Origin of the sequence: Pseudomonas sp. PA-1-6B (assembly GCF_021609545.1) — a bacterium.
In the GTDB taxonomy this organism is placed as follows: domain Bacteria; phylum Pseudomonadota; class Gammaproteobacteria; order Pseudomonadales; family Pseudomonadaceae; genus Aquipseudomonas; species Aquipseudomonas fluorescens_BV.
This window is the reverse complement of record NZ_WJZM01000012.1, coordinates 24,332-44,143: the sequence shown is the minus strand read 5'-3', so window position 1 is coordinate 44,143 and position 19,812 is coordinate 24,332. Positions and strand designations below refer to the sequence as shown.

The window sequence follows — 19,812 nt, the reverse complement described above, 5'->3', positions numbered from 1 at the left end:
TCAACCTTCGTGTTGGCGCAGGCGCTTGTACAGGGTGTTGCGACTCACCCCCAGCTCTCGCGCCAGGTGGGAAATATTCCCGCCCACGGCTTCCAGGCGCTGGCTCAGGTCGAGACTTTCATCCAGGTGTTCAGGTTTAGGCAGCGGCACTGTCGCCTGCAAATCCACAAAAAAATCATCGGGCAGGTGCTCTGCGCGGATCGGCTGCTCCTCGGCCATTGCCAGCGCCACCTGCAACACGCTGCTCACTTGGCGTAAATTCCCCGGCCACGGGTGTTGCTCGAATAGCCTTAGCACCTCGGCGCTCAGCCCGGCCCATTGCGTCGGCTCGCGGTGTTGCTGCCACAGTTGCTGGAACAGCGCCTGCTTGTCGGTACGCTCGCGCAACGGCGGCAATTCCAGGCTCAGGCCGCCGATGCGGTAGTACAAATCCTCGCGAAAGCGCCCGGCCTGCACCAGCTCGCGCAGTGCGCGGTTGGTCGCCGAGATGATGCGCAAGTCCACCGGGAACACCTCGCTACTGCCCACCGGCTGCACACAGCGCTCCTGCAATACCCGTAACAGGCGGGCCTGGGTGGGCAGCGGCATATCACCGATTTCGTCGAGAAACAGCGTGCCCTTGTCGGCCTTGCGGATCAGGCCGATGCTGCCTTTTTGGTTGGCGCCGGTGAAGGCGCCTTTTTCGTAGCCGAACAGTTCCGATTCCACCAGTTCTGCGGGAATCGCCGCACAGTTCACTGCGATTAACGCCTGCCGGCTGCGGGAACTGGCCTGGTGCAGGGCTTTGACGAACACCTCTTTGCCCACGCCGGTCTCGCCGTGAATCAACAACGGAATGTCCTTTTCCAGCAGGCGCTCGGCCTGGCGCACGGCTTTTTCCACGCGCACATCGCCAAAATGCAGGGTTTGGAGGTTGATCGAGGTCGGTGCTGGCGGCTGCGGTTGGCTGAACACCCGGGCCTGCACCGGCATCTGCCTGGGGCGCTTCAACAGGCACTGGAACCGATTGCGTCCCGCCGCTTGCAACGCAAAGGGCAGCCCTTCCGGCTGGTTGAGCAACTCCAGCAGCGACACCTTGAACAGACTGTCGATCATCACCCGCGAGAGGCTGATGCCCAGCAGGTTATCCGCACGCCGATTGGCCGACAGCACCTGGCCGCTTTCATCAAAAATCAGGAGGCCGGCCCATTGGCTGTCGAGGTTGCTCAGGCCGGTGTTGAAGGTCAGTTGGAAATGTTCGCCGCGAAAGAGGTTGAGGATCAGCCGGTTTTCCACGGTCTGGCTCATCATCTTGACCATGCCCAGGGTGTGGGAGGGCGGCAGGTAACTGTCGCTGGACACGTCCAGCACCGCGATGATTTCGCGCTGGGCGTCGAAAATCGGTGCCGCGGAACCGGTCATGAAACGGTTGGCCTTGAGGAAGTGTTCATCGTGCTCAATATGCACGGCCTGGGCGCAGGCCAGCGCTGTGCCGATGGCGTTGGTGCCACTGGCGCGTTCCATCCAACTGGCGCCGGGGCTGAAGCCACGGGCCAGCGTGGGTTCGATAAACCGTTGGGTGCCCCACGACGTCAGGACCTGGCCCTGATTGTCGGCCAGCATGATCAGGCAATTGGAATTGCTGAGGATGTTCTCGTAGTAGGGCAATACTTCCTGGTGGGTGGTCTGCACCAGGGAATGCTGGCTTTCCAGGAGCTGGCGAATGCCTTCGGCGGGCAGTTGGTCAAAGCTGGGGGTGCTCTGGTGGTCCAGGCCGTAGGCGCGGCAACGGCGCCAGGATTCCTGGATAAGGGTGTCGTGGGTCAAGGGTTCGGCCATCGTGCGACCTTCTTTTTTATTGTTGTCGGGTCTTGCGCCATCTAACGTCGGACATCGAACAATGTGGGAGCGGGCTTGCCCGCGATGGCAGAGGGTCAGGCACAGCATCTACAAACTGATGCACCGCCATCGCGGGCAAGCCCGCTCCCACATTTGATCTTCGTCGCGCATAAAGTGTTGTTCACAACTGTTCATTGTCAACCCCGGCAGTGTTCAGTTGTTCAGCCGGATTGTTCACGCCTGAACATCATGATTCACCCATCTCCTTACACATCAAGCGCTTGCGGTTTTGGCACGAAACTCGCTCTGACAACGGACCAGATTCATTCCAATAATAAAAAAGGTCGTGTCATGTCATTGACCCTGGAACATGTCTCCCGCGTTGTCGACGGCCAAATCTGGATCGACGACGCCAACCTGCGGTTCGAAGCCGGTTCTTTCAACGTCCTGCTCGGTCGCACCCTGTCGGGCAAGACCAGCCTGATGCGCCTGATGGCCGGCCTGGACAAGCCCGACAGCGGCTGCATCCTGATGAACGGCGTGGATGTCACGCAAAAGCCGGTGCGCCTGCGCAATGTGTCGATGGTCTACCAGCAGTTCATCAACTATCCGACCATGACCGTGTTCGAGAACATCGCCTCGCCGTTGCGTCAGGCCGGTGTGTCCCAGGAGGTGATCCAGAGCAAGGTGCTGGAAACCGCCAAGATGCTGCGCATCGAGAAATTCCTGCAGCGCCACCCCTTGGAGTTATCCGGTGGTCAGCAGCAACGCACCGCCATGGCCCGCGCCCTGGTGAAAGACGCCGAACTGATTCTGTTCGATGAGCCGCTGGTCAACCTGGACTACAAACTGCGCGAAGAGCTGCGTCAGGAAATGCGCGAACTGTTCAAGGCGCGCCACACCATCGCCATTTACGCCACCACCGAGCCCAACGAGGCCCTGGCCTTGGGTGGCACCACCACCATTCTTCACGAGGGGCGAGTGATTCAGAGCGGCAAGGCCGCCGAGGTCTACCACCAGCCGCAAACGGTCCTCGCCGCTGAGCTGTTCTCCGAGCCGCCGATCAACCTGATGCCAGGGCGCATCAGCGGCAACGAAGTGAGCTTCGCCAATTTCGTGCATTTCCCACTCAATGTTGACCTGCGTCCTATCGGCGAAGGCGAATTCCGCTTTGGCGTGCGCCCCAGCCATATCAGCCTGGTGCCCAGCAACGATGATGATCTGGAGCTGGCGGTGACCGTGGAAGTCGCCGAAATCAGCGGCTCGGAAACCTTCCTGCATGTGCGCAGTGAGCATTTCCTGCTGGTGCTGCACCTGCCGGGGGTACATGAATACGATGTCGACGCGCCGATCCGCGTGTATATCCCCACCCATAAACTGTTTGTGTTCGATGGTCAGGGCCGCTTGGTCCAGGCCCCCGGGCGCCGTGTCGCGAGGGTTGCCTGATGGCCGAAATCCATTTGCGCAACCTGGCCCATAGCTACAGCCCTACGCCCACAGGGCCAGAAGACTACGCCATTCGGGAAATGAACCATGTGTGGGAGCAGGGCGGTGCCTACGCCTTGCTCGGGCCGTCAGGCTGCGGCAAGTCCACGCTGCTCAATATCATTTCCGGCCTGCTCAGCCCGTCCGAAGGCCAGGTGCTGTTTGATACCCAAGTGGTCAACGACTTGACCCCGGAAAAGCGCAATATCGCCCAGGTGTTCCAGTTCCCGGTGGTGTACGACACCATGACGGTGTTCGACAACCTGGCGTTTCCGCTGCGCAACCAGGGCATGGCCGAAGCGAAAATTCACAGCAAGGTGCAGGAAATTGCCGAAGTCCTCGACCTGCAAAACCTGCTGAGCAAAAAAGCCCGCAACCTCACGGCCGACGAAAAACAGAAAGTCTCCATGGGCCGTGGCCTGGTGCGCGATGACGTGTCGGCCATTCTGTTCGATGAGCCGCTGACGGTGATCGACCCGCACCTGAAGTGGAAACTGCGGCGCAAGCTCAAGCAGATTCACGAGCAGTTCAATATCACCATGGTCTACGTTACCCACGATCAACTGGAAGCCTCCACCTTCGCCGACAAGATCGCGGTGATGTACGGCGGGCAGATTGTGCAGTTCGGTACGCCGCGTGAATTGTTCGAGCGGCCCAGCCACACCTTTGTCGGTTACTTCATCGGCAGCCCTGGGATGAATCTGATCGAGGTGCAGGCCAAGGCTGGCGGTGTAGGGTTCGCCAATACCCTGTTGCCGCTGTCCGAAGCGGTGCAGCAACGTCTCGACACCACCGACTACAAAAAGCTCCAGGTCGGCATTCGTCCGGAATTTATCCACGTGTGGGACGAGTACAACCCTGACGCCCTGCAAGCCGACGTCGTACATGTGGAAGACCTCGGCACCTACAAGATCATGACCCTCAACCTCGATGGCGCCACCCTCAAGGTGCGCCTGGCCGAGGACAAACCGGTGCCGGAAGGCAAGGCTTCCATCAGCTTCCCCGCGCAATGGCTGATGCTCTACGCCGACGATTACCTGCTGGAGGTGGCGCCATGAACAAGGTGCAGAACAACAAGGCCTGGTGGCTGGTGCTGCCGGTGTTCCTGCTGGTGGCGTTCAGTGCGGTGATCCCGATGATGACCGTGGTCAACTATTCGGTGCAGGACATTTTCGACCAGTCCAGCCGCTATTTCGTTGGGGCCGACTGGTACAAGCAGGTGCTGCTCGACCCACGCCTGCACGACTCGCTGCTGCGCCAGTTCATCTACTCGGCCTGTGTGCTGTTGATCGAGATCCCGCTGGGCATCGCCATCGCCCTGACCATGCCCACCAAGGGCCGCTGGTCCTCGCTGGTGCTGATCATCCTCGCCATTCCCTTGCTGATTCCGTGGAACGTGGTCGGCACTATCTGGCAGATTTTTGGTCGCGCCGACATCGGCCTGCTGGGCTCGACCCTCAATGCCATGGGCATCAGCTACAACTATGCGGCCAACACCATGGACGCCTGGGTCACCGTGCTGGTGATGGACGTATGGCACTGGACCTCATTGGTGGCGCTGCTGTGCTACTCCAGCTTGCGCGCTATTCCCGATGTGTACTACCAGGCCGCGCGGATTGATCGTGCATCGGCCTGGGCGGTGTTCCGACATATCCAGTTGCCGAAGATGAAGAGCGTGCTGCTGATCGCGGTGATGTTGCGCTTCATGGACAGCTTCATGATCTACACCGAACCTTTCGTGCTCACCGGCGGCGGGCCGGGTAATGCCACCACCTTCCTGAGTCAGACGCTTACTCAAATGGCCGTCGGCCAATTCGACCTGGGCCCGGCGGCGGCGTTTTCCCTGGTGTACTTCCTGATCATCCTGTTGGTGTCCTGGCTGTTCTACACCGCCATGACCCATTCCGACGCCAACCGCTGAGGCCGCCAGCATGAGCAAACGCAAGCTAATTCCATTACTGATCTACATCCTGTTCCTGCTGGTGCCGATTTACTGGCTGCTGAACATGTCCTTCAAGAGCAACACCGAAATCCTCGGCGGCCTGACCCTGTTTCCCCAGGACTTCACCCTGGCCAACTACAAGGTGATCTTCACCGACCCGAGTTGGTACACCGGCTATCTCAACTCGCTGTACTACGTGAGCCTGAACACGGTGATCTCCCTGAGCGTGGCGCTGCCGGCGGCGTATGCGTTCTCGCGCTATCGCTTCCTGGGTGACAAGCACCTGTTCTTCTGGCTGCTGACCAACCGCATGGCGCCGCCTGCGGTGTTTTTGCTGCCGTTTTTCCAGCTGTATTCCTCCATCGGGTTGTTCGACACGCACATTGCCGTGGCCCTGGCCCATTGCCTGTTCAACGTGCCGTTGGCGGTATGGATCCTTGAAGGCTTCATGTCCGGCGTACCCAAGGAAATCGACGAAACCGCCTACATCGACGGGTATAGTTTTCCCAAGTTCTTCGTGAAGATTTTTATCCCGCTGATCGGCTCCGGTATCGGTGTTACGGCGTTTTTCTGTTTCATGTTTTCCTGGGTAGAACTGCTGCTGGCGCGCACGCTCACCTCGGTCAACGCCAAACCCATCGCAGCGGTGATGACCCGTACGGTGTCGGCTTCCGGCATTGATTGGGGCGTGCTGGCAGCGGCGGGGGTGTTGACCATCCTGCCGGGCATGCTGGTGATCTGGTTTGTTCGCAACCACGTGGCCAAGGGCTTTGCCCTGGGCCGGGTCTAGAGGAGTCGATGATGGAATGGATGGCCTGGACCACCCCCACTGCGCTGTTCTTTGGCGGCATTGCCCTGATTCTGGCGGGCATGACCACTTGGGAATTGCGTTCGCCGAGTATCCTGCGGCGCGGTTTGCTGCCGATCAGTACCACCCGTGGCGATCGCTTGTTTATCGGTCTTCTCGGCAGCGCCTACCTGCATTTGCTGGTCATTGGCGTTACCGACTGGAGCATCTGGGTGGCGTCCGCGCTCTCCCTTGTTTGGCTGTTGAGTGTGATGCGTTGGGGCTAGCAAGCTCGCTCCTGCAAGCCCCCGTTTGAAATTAACCTGGAGGTCTCTATGTTGAATAAAAACAATAAGCTGCGACATAGCATTTCATTGGCCGCCGTACTGGCCCTCAGTGGTTTGAGCGCTTCGGCCTGGGCCGATGCGTATGAAGATGCCGCGAAAAAATGGATCGGCAGCGAGTTCAAACCCTCGACCCTTACCGAAGCCCAACAGCTTGAAGAGTTGAAGTGGTTTATCAAGGCGTCGGAGCCGTTCCGTGGGATGAAGATCAACGTGGTGTCGGAAACCCTCACCACCCACGAGTACGAATCCAAGGTGCTGGCCAAGGCCTTCAGTGAAATCACCGGCATCACGCTGACCCACGACCTGCTGCAGGAAGGCGACGTGGTGGAGAAGCTGCAAACCCAGATGCAGTCCGACAAGAACATCTATGACGGCTGGGTCAACGATTCCGACTTGATCGGTACGCACTTTCGCTACGGCAAGACCGAATCCATCACCGACCTGATGGCCAACGAAGGCAAGGATTTCACCTCGCCCACCCTGGACCTCAAGGACTTTATCGGCCTGTCTTTCACCACCGCGCCGGACGGCAAGATCTACCAGTTGCCCGACCAGCAGTTCGCCAACCTCTATTGGTTCCGCGCCGACTGGTTCGAGCGGCCGGAACTGAAGGCCAAGTTCAAGGAGAAATACGGCTACGACCTGGGCGTGCCGGTGAACTGGTCGGCTTATGAAGACATCGCCAAGTTCTTCAGCGAAGACGTCAAGGAAATCGATGGCAAGCGCATTTATGGGCACATGGACTACGGCAAGAAAGACCCGTCCCTGGGCTGGCGTTTCACCGATGCCTGGTTCTCCATGGCCGGCGGCGGCGACAAAGGCTTGCCCAACGGCTTGCCGGTGGACGAGTGGGGCATCCGTGTAGAGGACTGCCACCCGGTGGGCTCCAGCGTCACCCGTGGCGGCGACACCAACGGCCCGGCGGCGGTGTTCGCCACGCAGAAGTACGTGGACTGGATGAAAGCCTACGCGCCACCGGAAGCGGCGGGCATGACCTTCTCCGAATCCGGCCCGGTGCCGTCCCAGGGCAACATCGCCCAGCAGATCTTCTGGTACACCGCGTTTACCGCCGACATGGTCAAGCCGGGCCTGCCGGTGGTAAATGCCGACGGTACGCCAAAATGGCGCATGGCACCGTCCCCAGTCGGGCCGTATTGGGAAAAGGGCATGAAGAAGGGCTATCAGGACGTAGGTTCCTGGACCTTCCTCAAGTCCACGCCCGAAAAGCAGAAACTCGCGGCCTGGCTCTACGCGCAATTCGTGACCTCAAAAACGGTGTCGCTGAAGAAAACCATCGTTGGCCTGACGCCGATTCGTGAGTCCGATATCAACTCCCAGGCCATGACCGACATGGCGCCCAAACTCGGGGGGCTGGTGGAGTTCTACCGCAGCCCGGCCCGCACCGAGTGGTCCCCGACGGGCACCAACGTGCCGGACTACCCGCGCCTGGCGCAACTGTGGTGGAGCAATATCGCCGCAGCGGCCAGCGGCGAGAAGACCCCGCAACAGGCGCTGGACAACCTGGCCAAGGAGCAGGATGCGATCATGACGCGCCTGGAACGCTCCAAGGTGCAACCGGTGTGCGGCCCGAAAATGAACCCCGAGCGTGACGCGCAATACTGGTTCGACCAGCCGGGTGCACCGAAGCCGAAACTGGCCAACGAAAAGCCCAAGGGCGAAACCGTGAACTACAACGACCTGCTCAAGCAGTGGGAGGCGGCGCGTAAGTAATTTCGCTGAATGAGCTGAACACAACGGCACGCTTGCGTGCCGTTGTTTTTTTGTGGGTGAGCCACCTGCATTTCATCTGGTGCTCCGAGACAGCTTGCTAGCTTGGGACTAAACTGCTGAGCATTCATACAGGAGGTCATCTTATGGGTGTTCCACTTTCCCCAATTGTTTCCGAATTTGAAACCGAGGAGCAGGCAAATAGTCATGATCTTTGGTTTCGCGCCAAAGTCGAAAAAAGCTTGGCCAATCCCGGACCCGGTGTACCCCATGACGAAGTCATGGCGAGGGTCGAGGCGATTATCCTTGAAGCAGAACGTAAGCAGAGGGCCAAAGCCTGATGTTAAGCGTTGTTTGGCTTGATGAGGCTATCAGCGACCTGATTGACATCGTTACTTTCATTGCAGAAGAGAATCCTGGGGCGGCGCGACGTATCAAGACACGTCTTGAAGGTGCGCCTCTGCCACTGACCGAGCATCCTTACCTGTATCCGAACGGCCGTGTGCCCGGTACGCGGGAGGTCGTCGTTCACCCCAATTACGTCCTGGTGTATCGAGTAACAGCAGAGCGCATCGAGATAGTCAGCGTGTTGCACGCTCGGCAAGAGTATCCCTGATTTTCTCCTCATATCGCGTGGGGCACGATTTAGTGACCCAATGTCCCCATCTCAATAGCACCGCGACCGCTTGTCCCCACGTTAACAATCCAATCTGAATTTTCCGCACATCTCAAGGTTCTGCATCTTAGAAGCGCATGTTTTCAAGCGCTCTTGCAGGGCCACCTTGTGGGAGGCCCGTTGTAACGGACTTTGCGGAAACTGCCATCATGACACTCCTCACAGCGCTGTCAGGCCAGCCGGCCTCTCTCATCGACTCGGCCCAGGGTCGCCATCAACGGGTGTACCAACAGCTGCATGGCGAAGCCCGGGACGCAGCTGAGCTGGCACGTGAATACCTGCAGGATCAATTGGCCCTGGTGGAGGCAACCGACGGCGATTTGCCTGAGGCCCCCGAACAGCTGATGGCCTGGGTCGAGCAACGCTGCGCCGAGGTGGCCCAGGCCTATGCCGACTACCTTGAGCAGCGCCGGCAAGGGGGGCCACGTCGGTATTTTCAGAACAAGGCCCATGCGTTGTACTTTCTGCAGCGTGTTGCACCCACCAAACAGGTCGACGGCGCCTGGCTCTATGGCTTGCTGCGCTATTGGCAAGACCAGCGCTTCGACGGCCTGCTCACCACTTACCTGGAAGAATTGGGCGATGGTGAAGCCGCGCAGAACCATGTGGTGATCTACCGCAAGTTGCTCAGCGAGCACGATGCCGACAGCGAAGCCGGCCTGGAGGATGACCATTACCTGCAAGGCGCGCTGCAACTGGCGCTTGGCGTGTGCGCCGACGAGTTCCTGCCGGAGGTTATTGGCTTCAACCTGGGTTACGAGCAACTGCCGCTGCACCTGTTGATCACCGCCTATGAACTCAGTGAGCTGGGTATCGACCCTTATTACTTCACGCTGCATGTCACCATCGACAACGCCAGCAGCGGCCACGCGAGCAAGGCGGCGCAATCGGTGCTGAACCTGTTGCCGCTAGGCGAGGGCAGGGCGGATTTTTATCGTCGCGTGGCCGCAGGCTACCGCCTGAACGATCTGGGGCCGGGTACTACGGCTGTGATCAAACAGTTCAACCTGCAGGACGAGGTGGTGGCGATGCTCGAACGCAAGCGCGCCTTCGGCCAGCACATGCATTCGGACTATTGCCGCTTCGAAGGGCAGACCGTCAACCAATGGCTGGCTCAGCCTGGGCAGATCGGCGCGTTCCTCAAGGCCCTCGAAGACAAAGGCTGGATCAAACACAACCAGGACCCCGCCAACAGCCGCTTCTGGCAATTGGTCGAGGGCGCTGGCGCCGCGATGTTCGGGGTGTTCAGCGGTTATGAAAAACAACTGATCCATGACTGGATTGCGGGTGAATGGGTTGCCAGCGAACGCGTGCCGCCCGTGCGGCCGGGACGCGGCAGCCGGTTTTCCCGCGAGCAGCATCGTCCCGCGGATCCTGATACCCAGGCCCTGGCGGAATCGTTGTGCAACTTGCCCGATGTGCAACAGCTCAATGCACTGATCCCGTGGCTGTCGGCACGCCGTCACTGCACGCCTGCCGGGCTGTATGCCACTCGCCGCTTTATCCAACTGCGCGCGCGCCTGCGCTAAGGAATGTGCCTATGTCTGCGCAACAGCTGGCTGATCGTGCCTTGTTGAATTTGGGCCGCGGGTTGAAGGAGGGTGGTTATCGCTTTATCACGCCAACGCCCTTGACCCATGAGCGTGTCTATCGGCGGCTGGCGACGCCCCTGGCAATGACGCTGCGCGATGTGTTCGGTTGGTCGATGCCGTTCGATCAAGGCTTGTTGCCCGAGGCCCTGCGTGAAGAATTGCAGCAAGCGGATGTGATCGAAAAGCACGGCGCGTTATGGCGCAGCGCAGTGCGTTGGTCGAGCCTCGACGGGCTTCTGTTCGCCCATTCGCCTTATCCCACCGACCAGGCGGACGCGGTGTTTTTCGGCCCCGACAGCTACCGCTTTGCCCACGTGATTGAAGCCTATCTGCAACAGCGTTTCGAGCCGCTCAAGCGCGCTGTGGACATTGGCTGTGGCGCCGGCGTCGGTGCGCTGGTGATTGCTAAAGCCCGGCATGACGCCCAGGTGCTGGCGGTAGATATCAACCCCCGTGCCCTGCGCATGACCGCGGTGAATGCCGAGCTGGCCGCGCTGAATAACATCAGCGTGTACCACAGTGACGTGCTGGCCAGCGTGGAGGGCGAATTCGACCTGATCGTCGCCAACCCGCCGTACATGAAAGATGACCGCCAGCGCGCCTATCGCCATGGCGGCGGCGCCTTGGGGGAGCAGTTGTCGCTGCGCATCGTCAGTGAGTCCATCGGGCGCCTGGCCCTGGGCGGTAGCCTGTTGCTGTATACCGGGGTGGCGATGGTGGCCGGCAGCGACCCTTTCCTGGAGGCAGTCAAGCCATTGCTGGGCAGCGACGCCTACGGCTGGACCTACCGCGAACTGGACCCGGACGTTTTCGGTGAAGAACTGGAAAAGCCAGGCTATGAGCAGGTGGAGCGCATCGCCGTGGTCGCGCTGACTGTCACCCGATTGCGCTGAATACCCGATGCTCACCTTTGGCATTGAAGAGGAATACTTCATCACCGACCTGCACAGCCGCCAGATGATCGGCGAGCCCTCGGCGGCAGTGCTGGCGGCCTGTCGCGAAGCGATTGGCGCGGGCTTCTCGTTTGAGATGTTCCAGGGCCAGATCGAGGCGGCCTCTCCGGTGTTCACCTCCAGCGCCGAAGCGGCGGACTACTTCCGGGCAGTGCGCGGCAACCTGGCGCAATCCCTGGCTGAGTTCGGCCTCGGTGTGGTGTGCGCCGGCAGCCACCCCCTGGCCGATTGGCGTGGGCAGCGGCCAACCGATCAGGCGCATTTCCGGCAACTGTTCGACGATATTCAATATGTAGCGCGGCGCAGTGTGTTGTGCGGGCTGCATGTGCATGTGCAGGTGCCGCAAACGCTGGACCGCATCGCGGTGATGAACCAGGTGTCGCCGTGGTTGCCGTTGTTGCTGCTGCTCAGTTGCTCGTCCCCCTTCTGGGACGGCGCGCCCAGCGGCTTCATGAGCTACCGCCAGGCCGCGTGCGACGAGTGGCCCCGCATGGGCGTGCCGGAACACTTCAGCGATTGGGCCGAGTACCAGCGCTACCTGGCCCTGTTACAGCGAATCGGCGCGATCAAGGCCGATGGCAATGGCTGGTGGGGAATTCGCCCAGCGGCACGTTATCCCACCCTGGAACTGCGCATGACCGACGCCTGTCCACGGCTGACGGACGCCTTGGCCCTCGCCACGCTGTTTCGGGTGATGGTCGCCCATGCCTGCGCGATGCAGCGCCCTGGCGCCGGGTTCAGTGCCGAGGCGCGCTGGCTGCTCAAGGAAAATCGCTGGCAGGCCAAACGTTATGGTGCCGCTGGCACCTTCGCGTTGGACGACGCAGGCACCCTGGGCAGCGCTGAGCAATGGCTGCAGTGCGCCCGGCAGACCTTTGCCGCCACCGCAGAGGCCATGGGCGAGCCGCTGCTGTTCGATACCCTGCAGGCGCTGCTGCGACGCGGCAACAGCGCGGCCGAGCAGTTGCGCTGGCAGGCCCAGGCCCAGGCGAGCGGCGCCGATGCGCTTGCCAGCTTGCGCCAGGTAGTCGACCTGCTGTTGGCCCAGACTCGCGGCGACCATTGATCGGGTCTTGATCAAGGTTGATGGAACACTGAAGGGGCTGCTTCGCCCTTAAGAGGAATGCCGCAAGGTGATCCTGCTGCCGGGTGGGAGCGACCGGCCGCTCACCGAGCCGCTGGACGAACTGACCCCTGAGTTGCGCGTACAAAGCGTTCCCGGTTTCTAAATCAATACCCGGAAAAGTGTGGGAGCTGGTTTGCCTGCTATAGCGGTGGTTCAGTTGAATATTCAGTGACTGACACGCCGCCTTCGCGGGCAAGCCCGCTCCCACAGGGGATCTGTGCCGGACGCTGATTTTGTGGGCGATGCATGACCAATGTGGGAGCTGGCTTGCCTGCGAAGGCGGCGTGTCAGTCACTGCATCTGTGACTGCGCTACTGCTATAGCAGGCAAGCCACACATGGATCTTCTTTGCTTCGACAGTGCTGTTTCCCACATTGGCCGGTGTCAGGCTGCGGCTTGCGGCTGGATGCGCAATTCACCTTCGACATCTTTGACCAACCCACTGGCGACAAACAGCGGCGCCAGGCGTTTGTGCAACTGTGGCTCGACAAACTCCTTCACTGTATCCAGCGCCAACGCACCACTGAGCGGCAGCTCGGCCTTGGTGTACGACAACCATGCCTTCTTCAACACCATCAACACATCACTGCCCGCCGTCGAAGCAAAGCGACGGTGCACCGGCTTACCCTCGAAGGCGAAGGTGTGTTGGAACTCATAACCGCTTTCATCGCCACCGTTGGCCGTGCAGCGCACGCAGGTGCAAGGGCCGTCGCCGAAGGCGCTGCGCAGGTAGGCGTTGAAGTCCACCACGGGCTTGAGTGACAGGCGCTTATCAACCTCGAACAGGTCCCCGGTCATTTTTTCGTCAGTGTTCAACGTCCATTTCCTCGCAGTCGGTTGCTGTGTTTCAAAGCGCGGCACAATACCAGCCGAGCGTGGGTTTGGGGATTATTTGCGTCGTGGGAGGGTCAGCGGAAGAATTCACCGGGGGTGGAATCGAACTGCTGACGAAATGCATTGATAAAGGCTGAGGTCGATTCATAGCCACACCCCAGTGCCACATCCGTCACCCGCTCGCCTTGTTCCAGGGCGGGCAGGGCGCTCAACAGGCGCAGGCGCTGGCGCCACGCGCGGAATGTCAGCCCGGTGTCACTCAGGAACACCCGACTGAGGGTCTTTTCACTAACCTCCAGCTTGCGGCTCCAATCGCCCAACGTCGTCTGCTGCTCGGGATGCAGGTTGAGGCTGCGGTAGATCTGCCGCAGCCGTGGGTCGTGAGGCAGCGGCAACATCAAATCCACCTGGGGCGCGGCGGCGAGCTGATCGAGCAGTACCTGAGCCAGGCGCCCGTCCGGCCCGTCCTCGGTATATTCCACCGGCAATTGGCTGAAGTTGCGGATCAGCTCGCGTAACAAACTGCTCACCTCCAGCACCTGGCAACGCTCGGCGGCCCAGGCGGTGACGCTGCAATCGAGGTACAAGCTGCGCATTTCCGTATGGGGCGAACTGAACACACGATGGGGCATGCCGGCCGGAATCCATACGGCGCGCTGCGGTGGCGCGACAAAACGACCGACGCTGGTCTGGATCTCCAGCACCCCGGAAATCGCGTAGGACAACTGCACCCACGGGTGGCTGTGGCGTCGTGTCAGCGCCCGGTTGGGCAAGGATTCAGTACGCCCGTACACCGGCCTCGGCAGGCTGGAAAGCCCAGGTACACTGCGGCGCACGGCTTTTTCATGTCCTTTAGGCGGCATTTACTGGCTCATTGGCGTTAGTCGGTAACAGGTGGTTACGTTAGAGTCGTCGCGACGCTCTTGGCAACCCCTGGAAGAATTGCTTATGACCCGGCCCCGGTTTCTCCCCGACAACTTCACCCTCACCCTGATCGGCACCGTGATCCTCGCCTCACTGCTGCCCGCCAGCGGCCAGACCGCCGTGGCGTTCGGCTGGGTCACCAACCTGGCCATCGCGCTGCTGTTTTTCCTGCACGGCGCCAAGCTGTCGCGCAAGGCCATCGTCGCCGGTGCCGGCCACTGGCGTTTGCATTTGCTGGTGTTCAGCCTGACCTTCGTACTGTTTCCGTTGCTGGGCCTGGCGCTCAAGCCAGTGCTGTCGCCGCTGATCGGCAACGAGCTGTACATGGGCATGCTCTACCTCTGCGCCTTGCCGGCCACTGTGCAATCGGCGATTGCCTTTACCTCCCTGGCCCGCGGCAATATCCCGGCGGCCATCTGCAGCGCGGCGGCGTCCAGCCTGTTCGGCATCTTCCTGACGCCGCTGCTGGTAGCGCTGCTGCTCAACGTGCATGGGGATGGCGGCTCCACAGTCGATGCGATTGTCAAAATCAGCGTGCAGTTGTTGCTGCCGTTCATTGCCGGGCAAGTCGCCAGCCGCTGGATTGGGGGCTGGGTCGGGCGTAACAAAGCCTGGCTGAAATTCGTCGACCAGGGCTCGATTCTGTTGGTGGTCTACGGGGCTTTCAGCGAGGCGGTCAACGAAGGCATCTGGCACCAGATCCCGCTGTGGGAATTGGGCGGGTTGGTGGTGGCCTGCTGCGTATTGCTGGCCCTGGTGTTGGTGGCGTCGACGCTGCTGGGCAAGGCGTTTGGCTTTAACCAGGAAGACCGCATCACCATCCTGTTCTGCGGCTCGAAGAAAAGCCTGGCGACCGGCGTGCCGATGGCGCAGGTGCTGTTTGCCGGGGCGAGCATGGGCGTGTTGATTTTGCCGTTGATGTTGTTTCACCAGATCCAGTTGATGGTCTGCGCGGCGTTGGCCCAACGCTATGCCCAGCGGCCGGAGAGCATTCCTGAATTGATGGGGCAGGTGGATCCGTGATGCACCTCTCATTCGCGGGTAAATAAGCTCAAGTTAACCGGCGTGCCGACGACTTACTTCTTAACTAACCCAAGAAGGAGTGTCGGCATGAACGTTCGTCGTGTTGCGGTAATGACTGGCCTCCTGGGCCTGTGGGCAAGTACCTGCGGCGCCGCCCAGACCGTGGGGCAGGGCACCATCAGGTTCAGCGGCGCGATTGTCGAGTCAGGGTGTGCGACAAATGCGCGCAGCGGCTCGGTAATGGAACTGCGCGGTTGCGCCCAATCCAGTCGTGGCAGCCGAATCGAGGTGCGCAGTGTCGCGCCGGTGGTCAGCGTCGACGTACCCCACGTGCGGCTGGTAGCGGACACCGGCGAGGGGCGCTATTACGATCAGCGGTACGTGCTGGTAGACCGCGCCGGCAAGCTGATTCAGTCGGGCAATTACGTGATTACCATGACCTCGCCATAAACCCTGGGGCGACGATCCGCAGCAACAGCGGTGCGAGAAACCTATAGAATGCTCGGCGGCGGCGCTTGTCCTGGGTGGCCGCTTGATCATCGTCAGAGTACCGCGCCCGTCAATGAGCCTTTCAGCCGCAACCCCCCAAGCCAATTGGCAACCGGTCATCGCCCTCGCGCTGGCCGCGTTTGTGTTCAATACCACCGAATTTGTCCCCGTCGGGCTGCTCAGCGCCATTGGTGCCAGCTTTGACATGCCCGTGGCCAGCGTCGGCCTGATGCTCACCATTTACGCGTGGATCGTGTCGCTGACCTCGCTGCCGGTGATGCTGCTGACCCGCAACGTCGAACGGCGCAAGCTGCTGATCGTATTGTTCGGTCTGTTTATCGCCAGCCATATCCTCTCCAGCGTGGCCACCAGCTTCGGCTTGCTGATGGTCAGTCGGGTCGGCATTGCCCTGGCCCATGCGTTGTTCTGGTCGATCACGGCTTCACTGGCTGTGCGCCTGGCGCCAGAGGGCAAGCAGGTGCAGGCCCTTGGTTTGCTGGCCACCGGCACGTCCCTGGCGATGGTGCTGGGTATTCCGTTAGGCCGTCTGTTGGGCGAGGCCATGGGCTGGCGTACCACCTTTCTGGTGATCGCCGCCTTCGCCGCCGCCCTGGTGTTCTGGCTGGCGCGCAGCTTGCCGCTGCTGCCCAGCCAGAACTCCGGCTCCCTGCGCAGCCTGCCGTTGCTGTTCAAGCGCCCGGCGCTGGTGGCGCTCTACGTGCTGACCGCAATGACCGTCACCGCGCAATTCACCGCCTACAGCTACATCGAACCCTTCGTCGAAGGCGTCGCCGGCCTGGGCGGCAGTGCCGTGACCTTGATCCTGCTGGTGTTCGGTGGTGCTGGCATCATCGGCTCGTTGTTGTTCAGCCTGGTGCATCGCTTCAACCCCCACCTGTTCGTGATCGGCGCAGTGTCTATCCTCGCCGCGTGCCTGGCGCTGATGCTGCCGTTGAGCGGTGCCGAGTCTTATCTGGTGGGGCTGAGTATTTTCTGGGGCATGGCGATCATGGGGTTTGGCCTGGCCATGCAGTCCAAGGTGCTGGTGCTGGCACCGGATGCCACGGATGTGGCCATGGCGATGTTTTCCGGGATCTACAACATTGGCATCGGCGGCGGCGCGTTGATGGGCAGTTGGGTGGGCAGCCACTTCGGCTTCGCCTGGATCGGCGCGGCGGGCGGTTTGCTGGCTGGGCTGGCGTTGGTGGGGTATTGCCTGGCGATTCGGCGGTTTGGGCAGGGTGGTGCCCCGATGCCAAGCTGATCGCCCCGTATCCACCGGATAACTGCAGACTAAGTGTGGGAGCTGGCTTGCCTGCGATGGCGGTGTGTCAGCCACTGCATCTGTTGCTGCACGACCGCTTTTGCAGGCAAGCCAGCTCCCACATTTGATCTTCACTGCCTTGAGCAATGCGTTCGCTTGACTGACTGTTCTACGCCACCGGAATCAACGGATCGGCCGCTGCCAGTGCCACTGCTCTATCCGCCATCGGTGGGTAGATCCACACGCTATTGATCTGCTGTTTGAGTTCCTTGGCTTCCTGGCCCACCAGCTTGAGCTGACGGTCCCAGCCTTCGGTGTACACCGCGCCCCAAGCGCCGAGGTCGAGGCAGGTGACGTATTTGGGTTGGCTGTAGGTCATGGGGGCCACGCCGATCAGATCGGCGGCGACGTTGTTGCCGGCGTAGCGGCCCAGCGCGATGGCGTGCTGGCAGGACATGGCAGCGAAGTTGCCCAGCGCGTCTGTGGCGGCGTAGGCCACGTCGCCAGCGGCGAAGATGTCAGCCTGGCCCTTGACCTTGAGGTGGGCGTCCACGTGCAGGCGGCCCTGGGCATCGCGGGTGCCCTCAATCTGTTCGGTCAGCGGGTTGGCGCGAAAGCCGATGGTCCAGATCACGGTGCTCGATTCAATCCGCTGCCCATCTGCCAGGGTCACACCACCGGCATCCACCGAGGCGACCGAGGTGTTCAGTACCCATTCAAGTCCCAGTGCCTGGCTGGCTTCGATGATCGATGGGCGTATGCCATCGCCCATGGACGCGGCAATCTGCGGCCCGCGGTCGACCACGATCACACGGATGTTGGCCGTCTCACCCAGTGCAGCACGCAGGCGCGCCGGCATTTCGGTGGCGGTCTCGATACCGGTAAAGCCGCCGCCGGCCACTACCACGGTATTGCGGGCCGGGGTGTCGGGCAGGTTTTTGAGGGCGTTGATATGGGCTTCAAGGTGCGCGGCGTCTTCGATCTGATCCACATCGAACACATGCTCGATGCCGTCCATGCCGGGGCGGTTCAAGCGGCTGCCGGCGGCCACTACCAGGCGATCGTAGGCGAGGGTGGCCGGGATGCCGGCCGCGTTGCGGTAGGTCACTTGCTTATTAGTGGCGTCGATGCTGTCGGCGGCGCCTTGCACAAAGGTCACGCCCACAGCGTCGAACAGCGCATCAAGCGGGGCCAGCATGGTATGTACATCGGGCTCGTAGAACCGCGGGCGGATACGCAGCTCCGCTTGGGGGGCGAGCAGGCTGATGCGCACATCGTTGCGGTCGTGTTTATCCAGTAGCCGAGCCGCGCTCAAGGCGCTCCACACGCCACCGAACCCGGCGCCAATGATCAGAATGTGTTGTTTCATGGGGTTGCTCCAGAGACCAGGTAAGCCGCAAGGCATTGCCGGATCACTGTAAAAGCAGCAGGGTCTGTCCGAAAGGACATATAACCCTGGATGACTGCCAGCTCTGCCGGCCTAGCGGGAAAAGCGCTCGCGGTAGTCGCGGGGTGAGATGGCCAGGTGGCGGTGGAAGGTGCAGCGCATGCGTTCCTCATCGCCAAACCCGCAAAGCCCGGCGATCTGGTCGATGCTGCGCTGGGAGTCTTCGAGCATGCGGCGCGCCGCTTCCATGCGAAACAGTTCGATGGCCTTGGCCGGGGTGCGACCGGTTTTTTGCTTATAGACCCGGGCAAAGTTGCGTGGGCTCATATGGCTCTGCGCGGCCAGGCGCTCGACACTGAGGTCGCTGTCGCGCAGGTTGTCGCTGATCCACGCATGCAGCGCATCAAAGCTGGCGCTGTCGGCGGTTTGCGCTTGCAGCACCTGGCTGAACTGCGCCTGGCCACCGGGGCGCTTGAGGAACACCACCAATTCGCGTGCCACTTGCAGCGCCACTTCGCGCCCGCAGTCAGCCTCCACCAGCGCGAGCGCCAGGTCGATCCCGGCGCTGACGCCCGCCGAGGTCCACACCTGGCCTTGCTGCACGAAGATCGCGTCCACGTCCACCTCGATGCTCGGGAAGCGTTGCTTGAGCAGCTCGCACATGGCCCAATGCGTTGCCGCGCGGCGCCCCTCCAGCAAGCCCGCCAGCGCCAGCAAAAACGTGCCGCTGCACACCGAGGCGGTCCGTCGCGCCTGGCCGGAGGCGTTGCGCAACCAGTCCACCAGCGCGGTATTTTCCAGCATGGCTTGCTCAATGGCCGGCGCGCCGGGTACCACCAGGGTGTCGATGGCAGCGGGGTCAAACTGTGCCAAGGCGACGGTGTCGACGCTCAAGCCCTCGGCGGTCGGCATCAGCCCGCCCGCCAGGCTGGCGTTGTGCAACACATAACCTTGCAAACCGCGCTCGGCCATGGCCTTGGTCGCGGCCCAGAACACCGTCTGGGCGCCAGTCAGATCGAGCAAGCCCATGTGCGGGTAGGTCAGGAACACCAACGTGCGTGGTTGGGCCAGAGGAGAGAGTGCAGTCATGCGCAGGCCAGCAGCTTTTCCAGTTTTTCCTGATCCCGCGCAAACTGTCGGATCCCTTCGGTACGCAATCGCTCTGCGTATTCCGGGATGGCGCAGGCCTTGAGCAGCAGCGACGGGTTGGTGGTGGCGCCCACGGGCCGCAGGCGGCTGATGGCTTCCAGATTGCCGGTGTCGCAGACCACAGTGGTGAATGGCTTGAGTTGTTCAAGTTTGGACGTCATCGCCGCGTTCTCCGGAAAAGGGCACGGCGCTGTTTTACCATGTCCCGCGCACCTTGTTTACCCTGAGGCTGTCAGGTCCGGGCCGCCCTGGCATCCACAGAGAGGGGTAACCGCCAGAGTCCGGCGG

At 61.3% G+C, this 19,812-nt stretch carries 19 protein-coding genes and 1 pseudogene; 14 read left to right on the top strand and 6 right to left on the bottom strand.

Annotated elements, in window-relative coordinates; translation table 11 throughout:
* Complete coding sequence (locus GIV35_RS08490) at positions 1-1,818, bottom strand: sigma-54-dependent Fis family transcriptional regulator (RefSeq protein ID WP_236304359.1); 1,818 nt, start codon at positions 1,816-1,818, stop codon at positions 1-3.
* Positions 1,819-2,169: 351 nt separating this feature from the next.
* Here GIV35_RS08490 and GIV35_RS08485 point away from each other — a divergent pair, with 351 nt between their 5' ends.
* The 11 genes from GIV35_RS08485 (at position 2,170) to GIV35_RS08435 (ending at position 12,394) form a co-directional block, all read left to right on the top strand.
* Entirely contained in the window at positions 2,170-3,264 is a 1,095-nt protein-coding gene (locus GIV35_RS08485; protein ID WP_236265856.1) for an ABC transporter ATP-binding protein, read from the top strand.
* The gene (locus tag GIV35_RS08480) at positions 3,264-4,361 is read left to right on the top strand and encodes an ABC transporter ATP-binding protein (RefSeq protein WP_198716314.1); all 1,098 of its coding nucleotides are present in this window, start codon (positions 3,264-3,266) and stop codon (positions 4,359-4,361) included. The genes GIV35_RS08485 and GIV35_RS08480 overlap by 1 nt, the downstream gene beginning before the upstream one ends.
* On the top strand, positions 4,358-5,224 hold the full coding sequence (locus GIV35_RS08475; protein WP_236265855.1) for a carbohydrate ABC transporter permease: 867 nt from the start codon (positions 4,358-4,360) through the stop codon (positions 5,222-5,224). Before GIV35_RS08480 ends, GIV35_RS08475 begins: the two co-directional genes overlap by 4 nt.
* Positions 5,225-5,234: 10 nt before the next feature.
* Positions 5,235-6,035 carry a carbohydrate ABC transporter permease gene (locus tag GIV35_RS08470; protein ID WP_003232361.1) on the top strand — a complete coding sequence of 267 codons (801 nt, stop codon included), beginning with the start codon at positions 5,235-5,237 and terminating at the stop codon, positions 6,033-6,035.
* 11 nt (positions 6,036-6,046) lie between these two features.
* Positions 6,047-6,319, top strand: coding sequence for a DUF2160 domain-containing protein (locus tag GIV35_RS08465; protein WP_236264884.1), 273 nt, complete (start codon positions 6,047-6,049; stop codon positions 6,317-6,319).
* A 48-nt stretch (positions 6,320-6,367) separates the two neighbouring features.
* A complete protein-coding gene (locus GIV35_RS08460) occupies positions 6,368-8,110 on the top strand; it encodes an ABC transporter substrate-binding protein (RefSeq protein ID WP_236264883.1) in 1,743 nt (580 codons plus the stop codon).
* Between the two features lie 143 nt (positions 8,111-8,253).
* A complete protein-coding gene (relB, locus tag GIV35_RS08455; RefSeq protein WP_105227131.1) occupies positions 8,254-8,448 on the top strand; it encodes a type II toxin-antitoxin system RelB family antitoxin in 195 nt (64 codons plus the stop codon).
* Positions 8,448-8,723, top strand: a complete 276-nt coding sequence (locus GIV35_RS08450) for a type II toxin-antitoxin system RelE/ParE family toxin (RefSeq protein WP_105227130.1) — start codon at positions 8,448-8,450, stop codon at positions 8,721-8,723. The genes relB and GIV35_RS08450 overlap by 1 nt, the downstream gene beginning before the upstream one ends.
* A gap of 209 nt (positions 8,724-8,932) precedes the next feature.
* Positions 8,933-10,312 carry an iron-containing redox enzyme family protein gene (locus GIV35_RS08445; RefSeq protein WP_200648403.1) on the top strand — a complete coding sequence of 460 codons (1,380 nt, stop codon included), beginning with the start codon at positions 8,933-8,935 and terminating at the stop codon, positions 10,310-10,312.
* Between the two features lie 11 nt (positions 10,313-10,323).
* Positions 10,324-11,268 carry a methyltransferase gene (locus tag GIV35_RS08440; protein ID WP_236264881.1) on the top strand — a complete coding sequence of 315 codons (945 nt, stop codon included), beginning with the start codon at positions 10,324-10,326 and terminating at the stop codon, positions 11,266-11,268.
* 7 nt (positions 11,269-11,275) lie between these two features.
* The gene (locus tag GIV35_RS08435) at positions 11,276-12,394 is read left to right on the top strand and encodes a carboxylate-amine ligase (RefSeq protein WP_236264879.1); all 1,119 of its coding nucleotides are present in this window, start codon (positions 11,276-11,278) and stop codon (positions 12,392-12,394) included.
* A gap of 444 nt (positions 12,395-12,838) precedes the next feature.
* Here the strand turns inward: GIV35_RS08435 and GIV35_RS08430 are convergent, their stop codons facing one another.
* A complete protein-coding gene (locus GIV35_RS08430) occupies positions 12,839-13,270 on the bottom strand; it encodes a hypothetical protein (protein ID WP_105227126.1) in 432 nt (143 codons plus the stop codon).
* A 92-nt stretch (positions 13,271-13,362) separates the two neighbouring features.
* Positions 13,363-14,151 carry an AraC family transcriptional regulator gene (locus GIV35_RS08425; protein WP_212614412.1) on the bottom strand — a complete coding sequence of 263 codons (789 nt, stop codon included), beginning with the start codon at positions 14,149-14,151 and terminating at the stop codon, positions 13,363-13,365.
* 85 nt (positions 14,152-14,236) lie between these two features.
* Here GIV35_RS08425 and GIV35_RS08420 point away from each other — a divergent pair, with 85 nt between their 5' ends.
* The 3 genes from GIV35_RS08420 to GIV35_RS08410 all read left to right on the top strand — a co-directional run bounded on the left by GIV35_RS08420 (position 14,237) and on the right by GIV35_RS08410 (position 16,988).
* Entirely contained in the window at positions 14,237-15,235 is a 999-nt protein-coding gene (locus GIV35_RS08420; RefSeq protein ID WP_105227124.1) for a bile acid:sodium symporter family protein, read from the top strand.
* Positions 15,236-15,322: 87 nt separating this feature from the next.
* A complete protein-coding gene (locus GIV35_RS08415; RefSeq protein WP_105227123.1) occupies positions 15,323-15,685 on the top strand; it encodes a type 1 fimbrial protein in 363 nt (120 codons plus the stop codon).
* Positions 15,686-15,797: 112 nt separating this feature from the next.
* The gene (locus GIV35_RS08410; RefSeq protein ID WP_105227122.1) at positions 15,798-16,988 is read left to right on the top strand and encodes a sugar transporter; all 1,191 of its coding nucleotides are present in this window, start codon (positions 15,798-15,800) and stop codon (positions 16,986-16,988) included.
* Positions 16,989-17,157: 169 nt separating this feature from the next.
* On the opposite strand, the gene GIV35_RS08405 is transcribed toward GIV35_RS08410, so the two are convergent.
* From GIV35_RS08405 to GIV35_RS08395, 3 genes and pseudogenes are all read right to left on the bottom strand, one after another.
* Complete coding sequence (locus GIV35_RS08405; protein WP_236264877.1) at positions 17,158-18,357, bottom strand: NAD(P)/FAD-dependent oxidoreductase; 1,200 nt, start codon at positions 18,355-18,357, stop codon at positions 17,158-17,160.
* 111 nt (positions 18,358-18,468) lie between these two features.
* Positions 18,469-19,464 carry a GlxA family transcriptional regulator gene (locus tag GIV35_RS08400; protein ID WP_072445993.1) on the bottom strand — a complete coding sequence of 332 codons (996 nt, stop codon included), beginning with the start codon at positions 19,462-19,464 and terminating at the stop codon, positions 18,469-18,471.
* A 62-nt stretch (positions 19,465-19,526) separates the two neighbouring features.
* A pseudogene (locus GIV35_RS08395) lies at positions 19,527-19,685 on the bottom strand (transaldolase family protein); the annotation flags it as partial.
* Positions 19,686-19,812: the final 127 nt, after the last annotated feature.

Coding starts and splice junctions, on each gene's coding strand:
- GIV35_RS08475 (WP_236265855.1), top strand. CDS start 4,358: ATGAACAAGGTGCAGAACAACAAGGCCTGGTGGCTGGTGCTGCCGGTG.
- GIV35_RS08425 (WP_212614412.1), bottom strand. CDS start 14,151: ATGCCGCCTAAAGGACATGAAAAAGCCGTGCGCCGCAGTGTACCTGGG.
- GIV35_RS08410 (WP_105227122.1), top strand. CDS start 15,798: ATGAGCCTTTCAGCCGCAACCCCCCAAGCCAATTGGCAACCGGTCATC.
- GIV35_RS08490 (WP_236304359.1), bottom strand. CDS start 1,818: ATGGCCGAACCCTTGACCCACGACACCCTTATCCAGGAATCCTGGCGC.
- GIV35_RS08440 (WP_236264881.1), top strand. CDS start 10,324: ATGTCTGCGCAACAGCTGGCTGATCGTGCCTTGTTGAATTTGGGCCGC.
- GIV35_RS08470 (WP_003232361.1), top strand. CDS start 5,235: ATGAGCAAACGCAAGCTAATTCCATTACTGATCTACATCCTGTTCCTG.
- GIV35_RS08450 (WP_105227130.1), top strand. CDS start 8,448: ATGTTAAGCGTTGTTTGGCTTGATGAGGCTATCAGCGACCTGATTGAC.
- GIV35_RS08420 (WP_105227124.1), top strand. CDS start 14,237: ATGACCCGGCCCCGGTTTCTCCCCGACAACTTCACCCTCACCCTGATC.
- GIV35_RS08460 (WP_236264883.1), top strand. CDS start 6,368: ATGTTGAATAAAAACAATAAGCTGCGACATAGCATTTCATTGGCCGCC.
- GIV35_RS08480 (WP_198716314.1), top strand. CDS start 3,264: ATGGCCGAAATCCATTTGCGCAACCTGGCCCATAGCTACAGCCCTACG.
- GIV35_RS08435 (WP_236264879.1), top strand. CDS start 11,276: ATGCTCACCTTTGGCATTGAAGAGGAATACTTCATCACCGACCTGCAC.
- GIV35_RS08485 (WP_236265856.1), top strand. CDS start 2,170: ATGTCATTGACCCTGGAACATGTCTCCCGCGTTGTCGACGGCCAAATC.
- relB (WP_105227131.1), top strand. CDS start 8,254: ATGGGTGTTCCACTTTCCCCAATTGTTTCCGAATTTGAAACCGAGGAG.
- GIV35_RS08400 (WP_072445993.1), bottom strand. CDS start 19,464: ATGACTGCACTCTCTCCTCTGGCCCAACCACGCACGTTGGTGTTCCTG.
- GIV35_RS08445 (WP_200648403.1), top strand. CDS start 8,933: ATGACACTCCTCACAGCGCTGTCAGGCCAGCCGGCCTCTCTCATCGAC.
- GIV35_RS08405 (WP_236264877.1), bottom strand. CDS start 18,357: ATGAAACAACACATTCTGATCATTGGCGCCGGGTTCGGTGGCGTGTGG.
- GIV35_RS08465 (WP_236264884.1), top strand. CDS start 6,047: ATGGAATGGATGGCCTGGACCACCCCCACTGCGCTGTTCTTTGGCGGC.
- GIV35_RS08415 (WP_105227123.1), top strand. CDS start 15,323: ATGAACGTTCGTCGTGTTGCGGTAATGACTGGCCTCCTGGGCCTGTGG.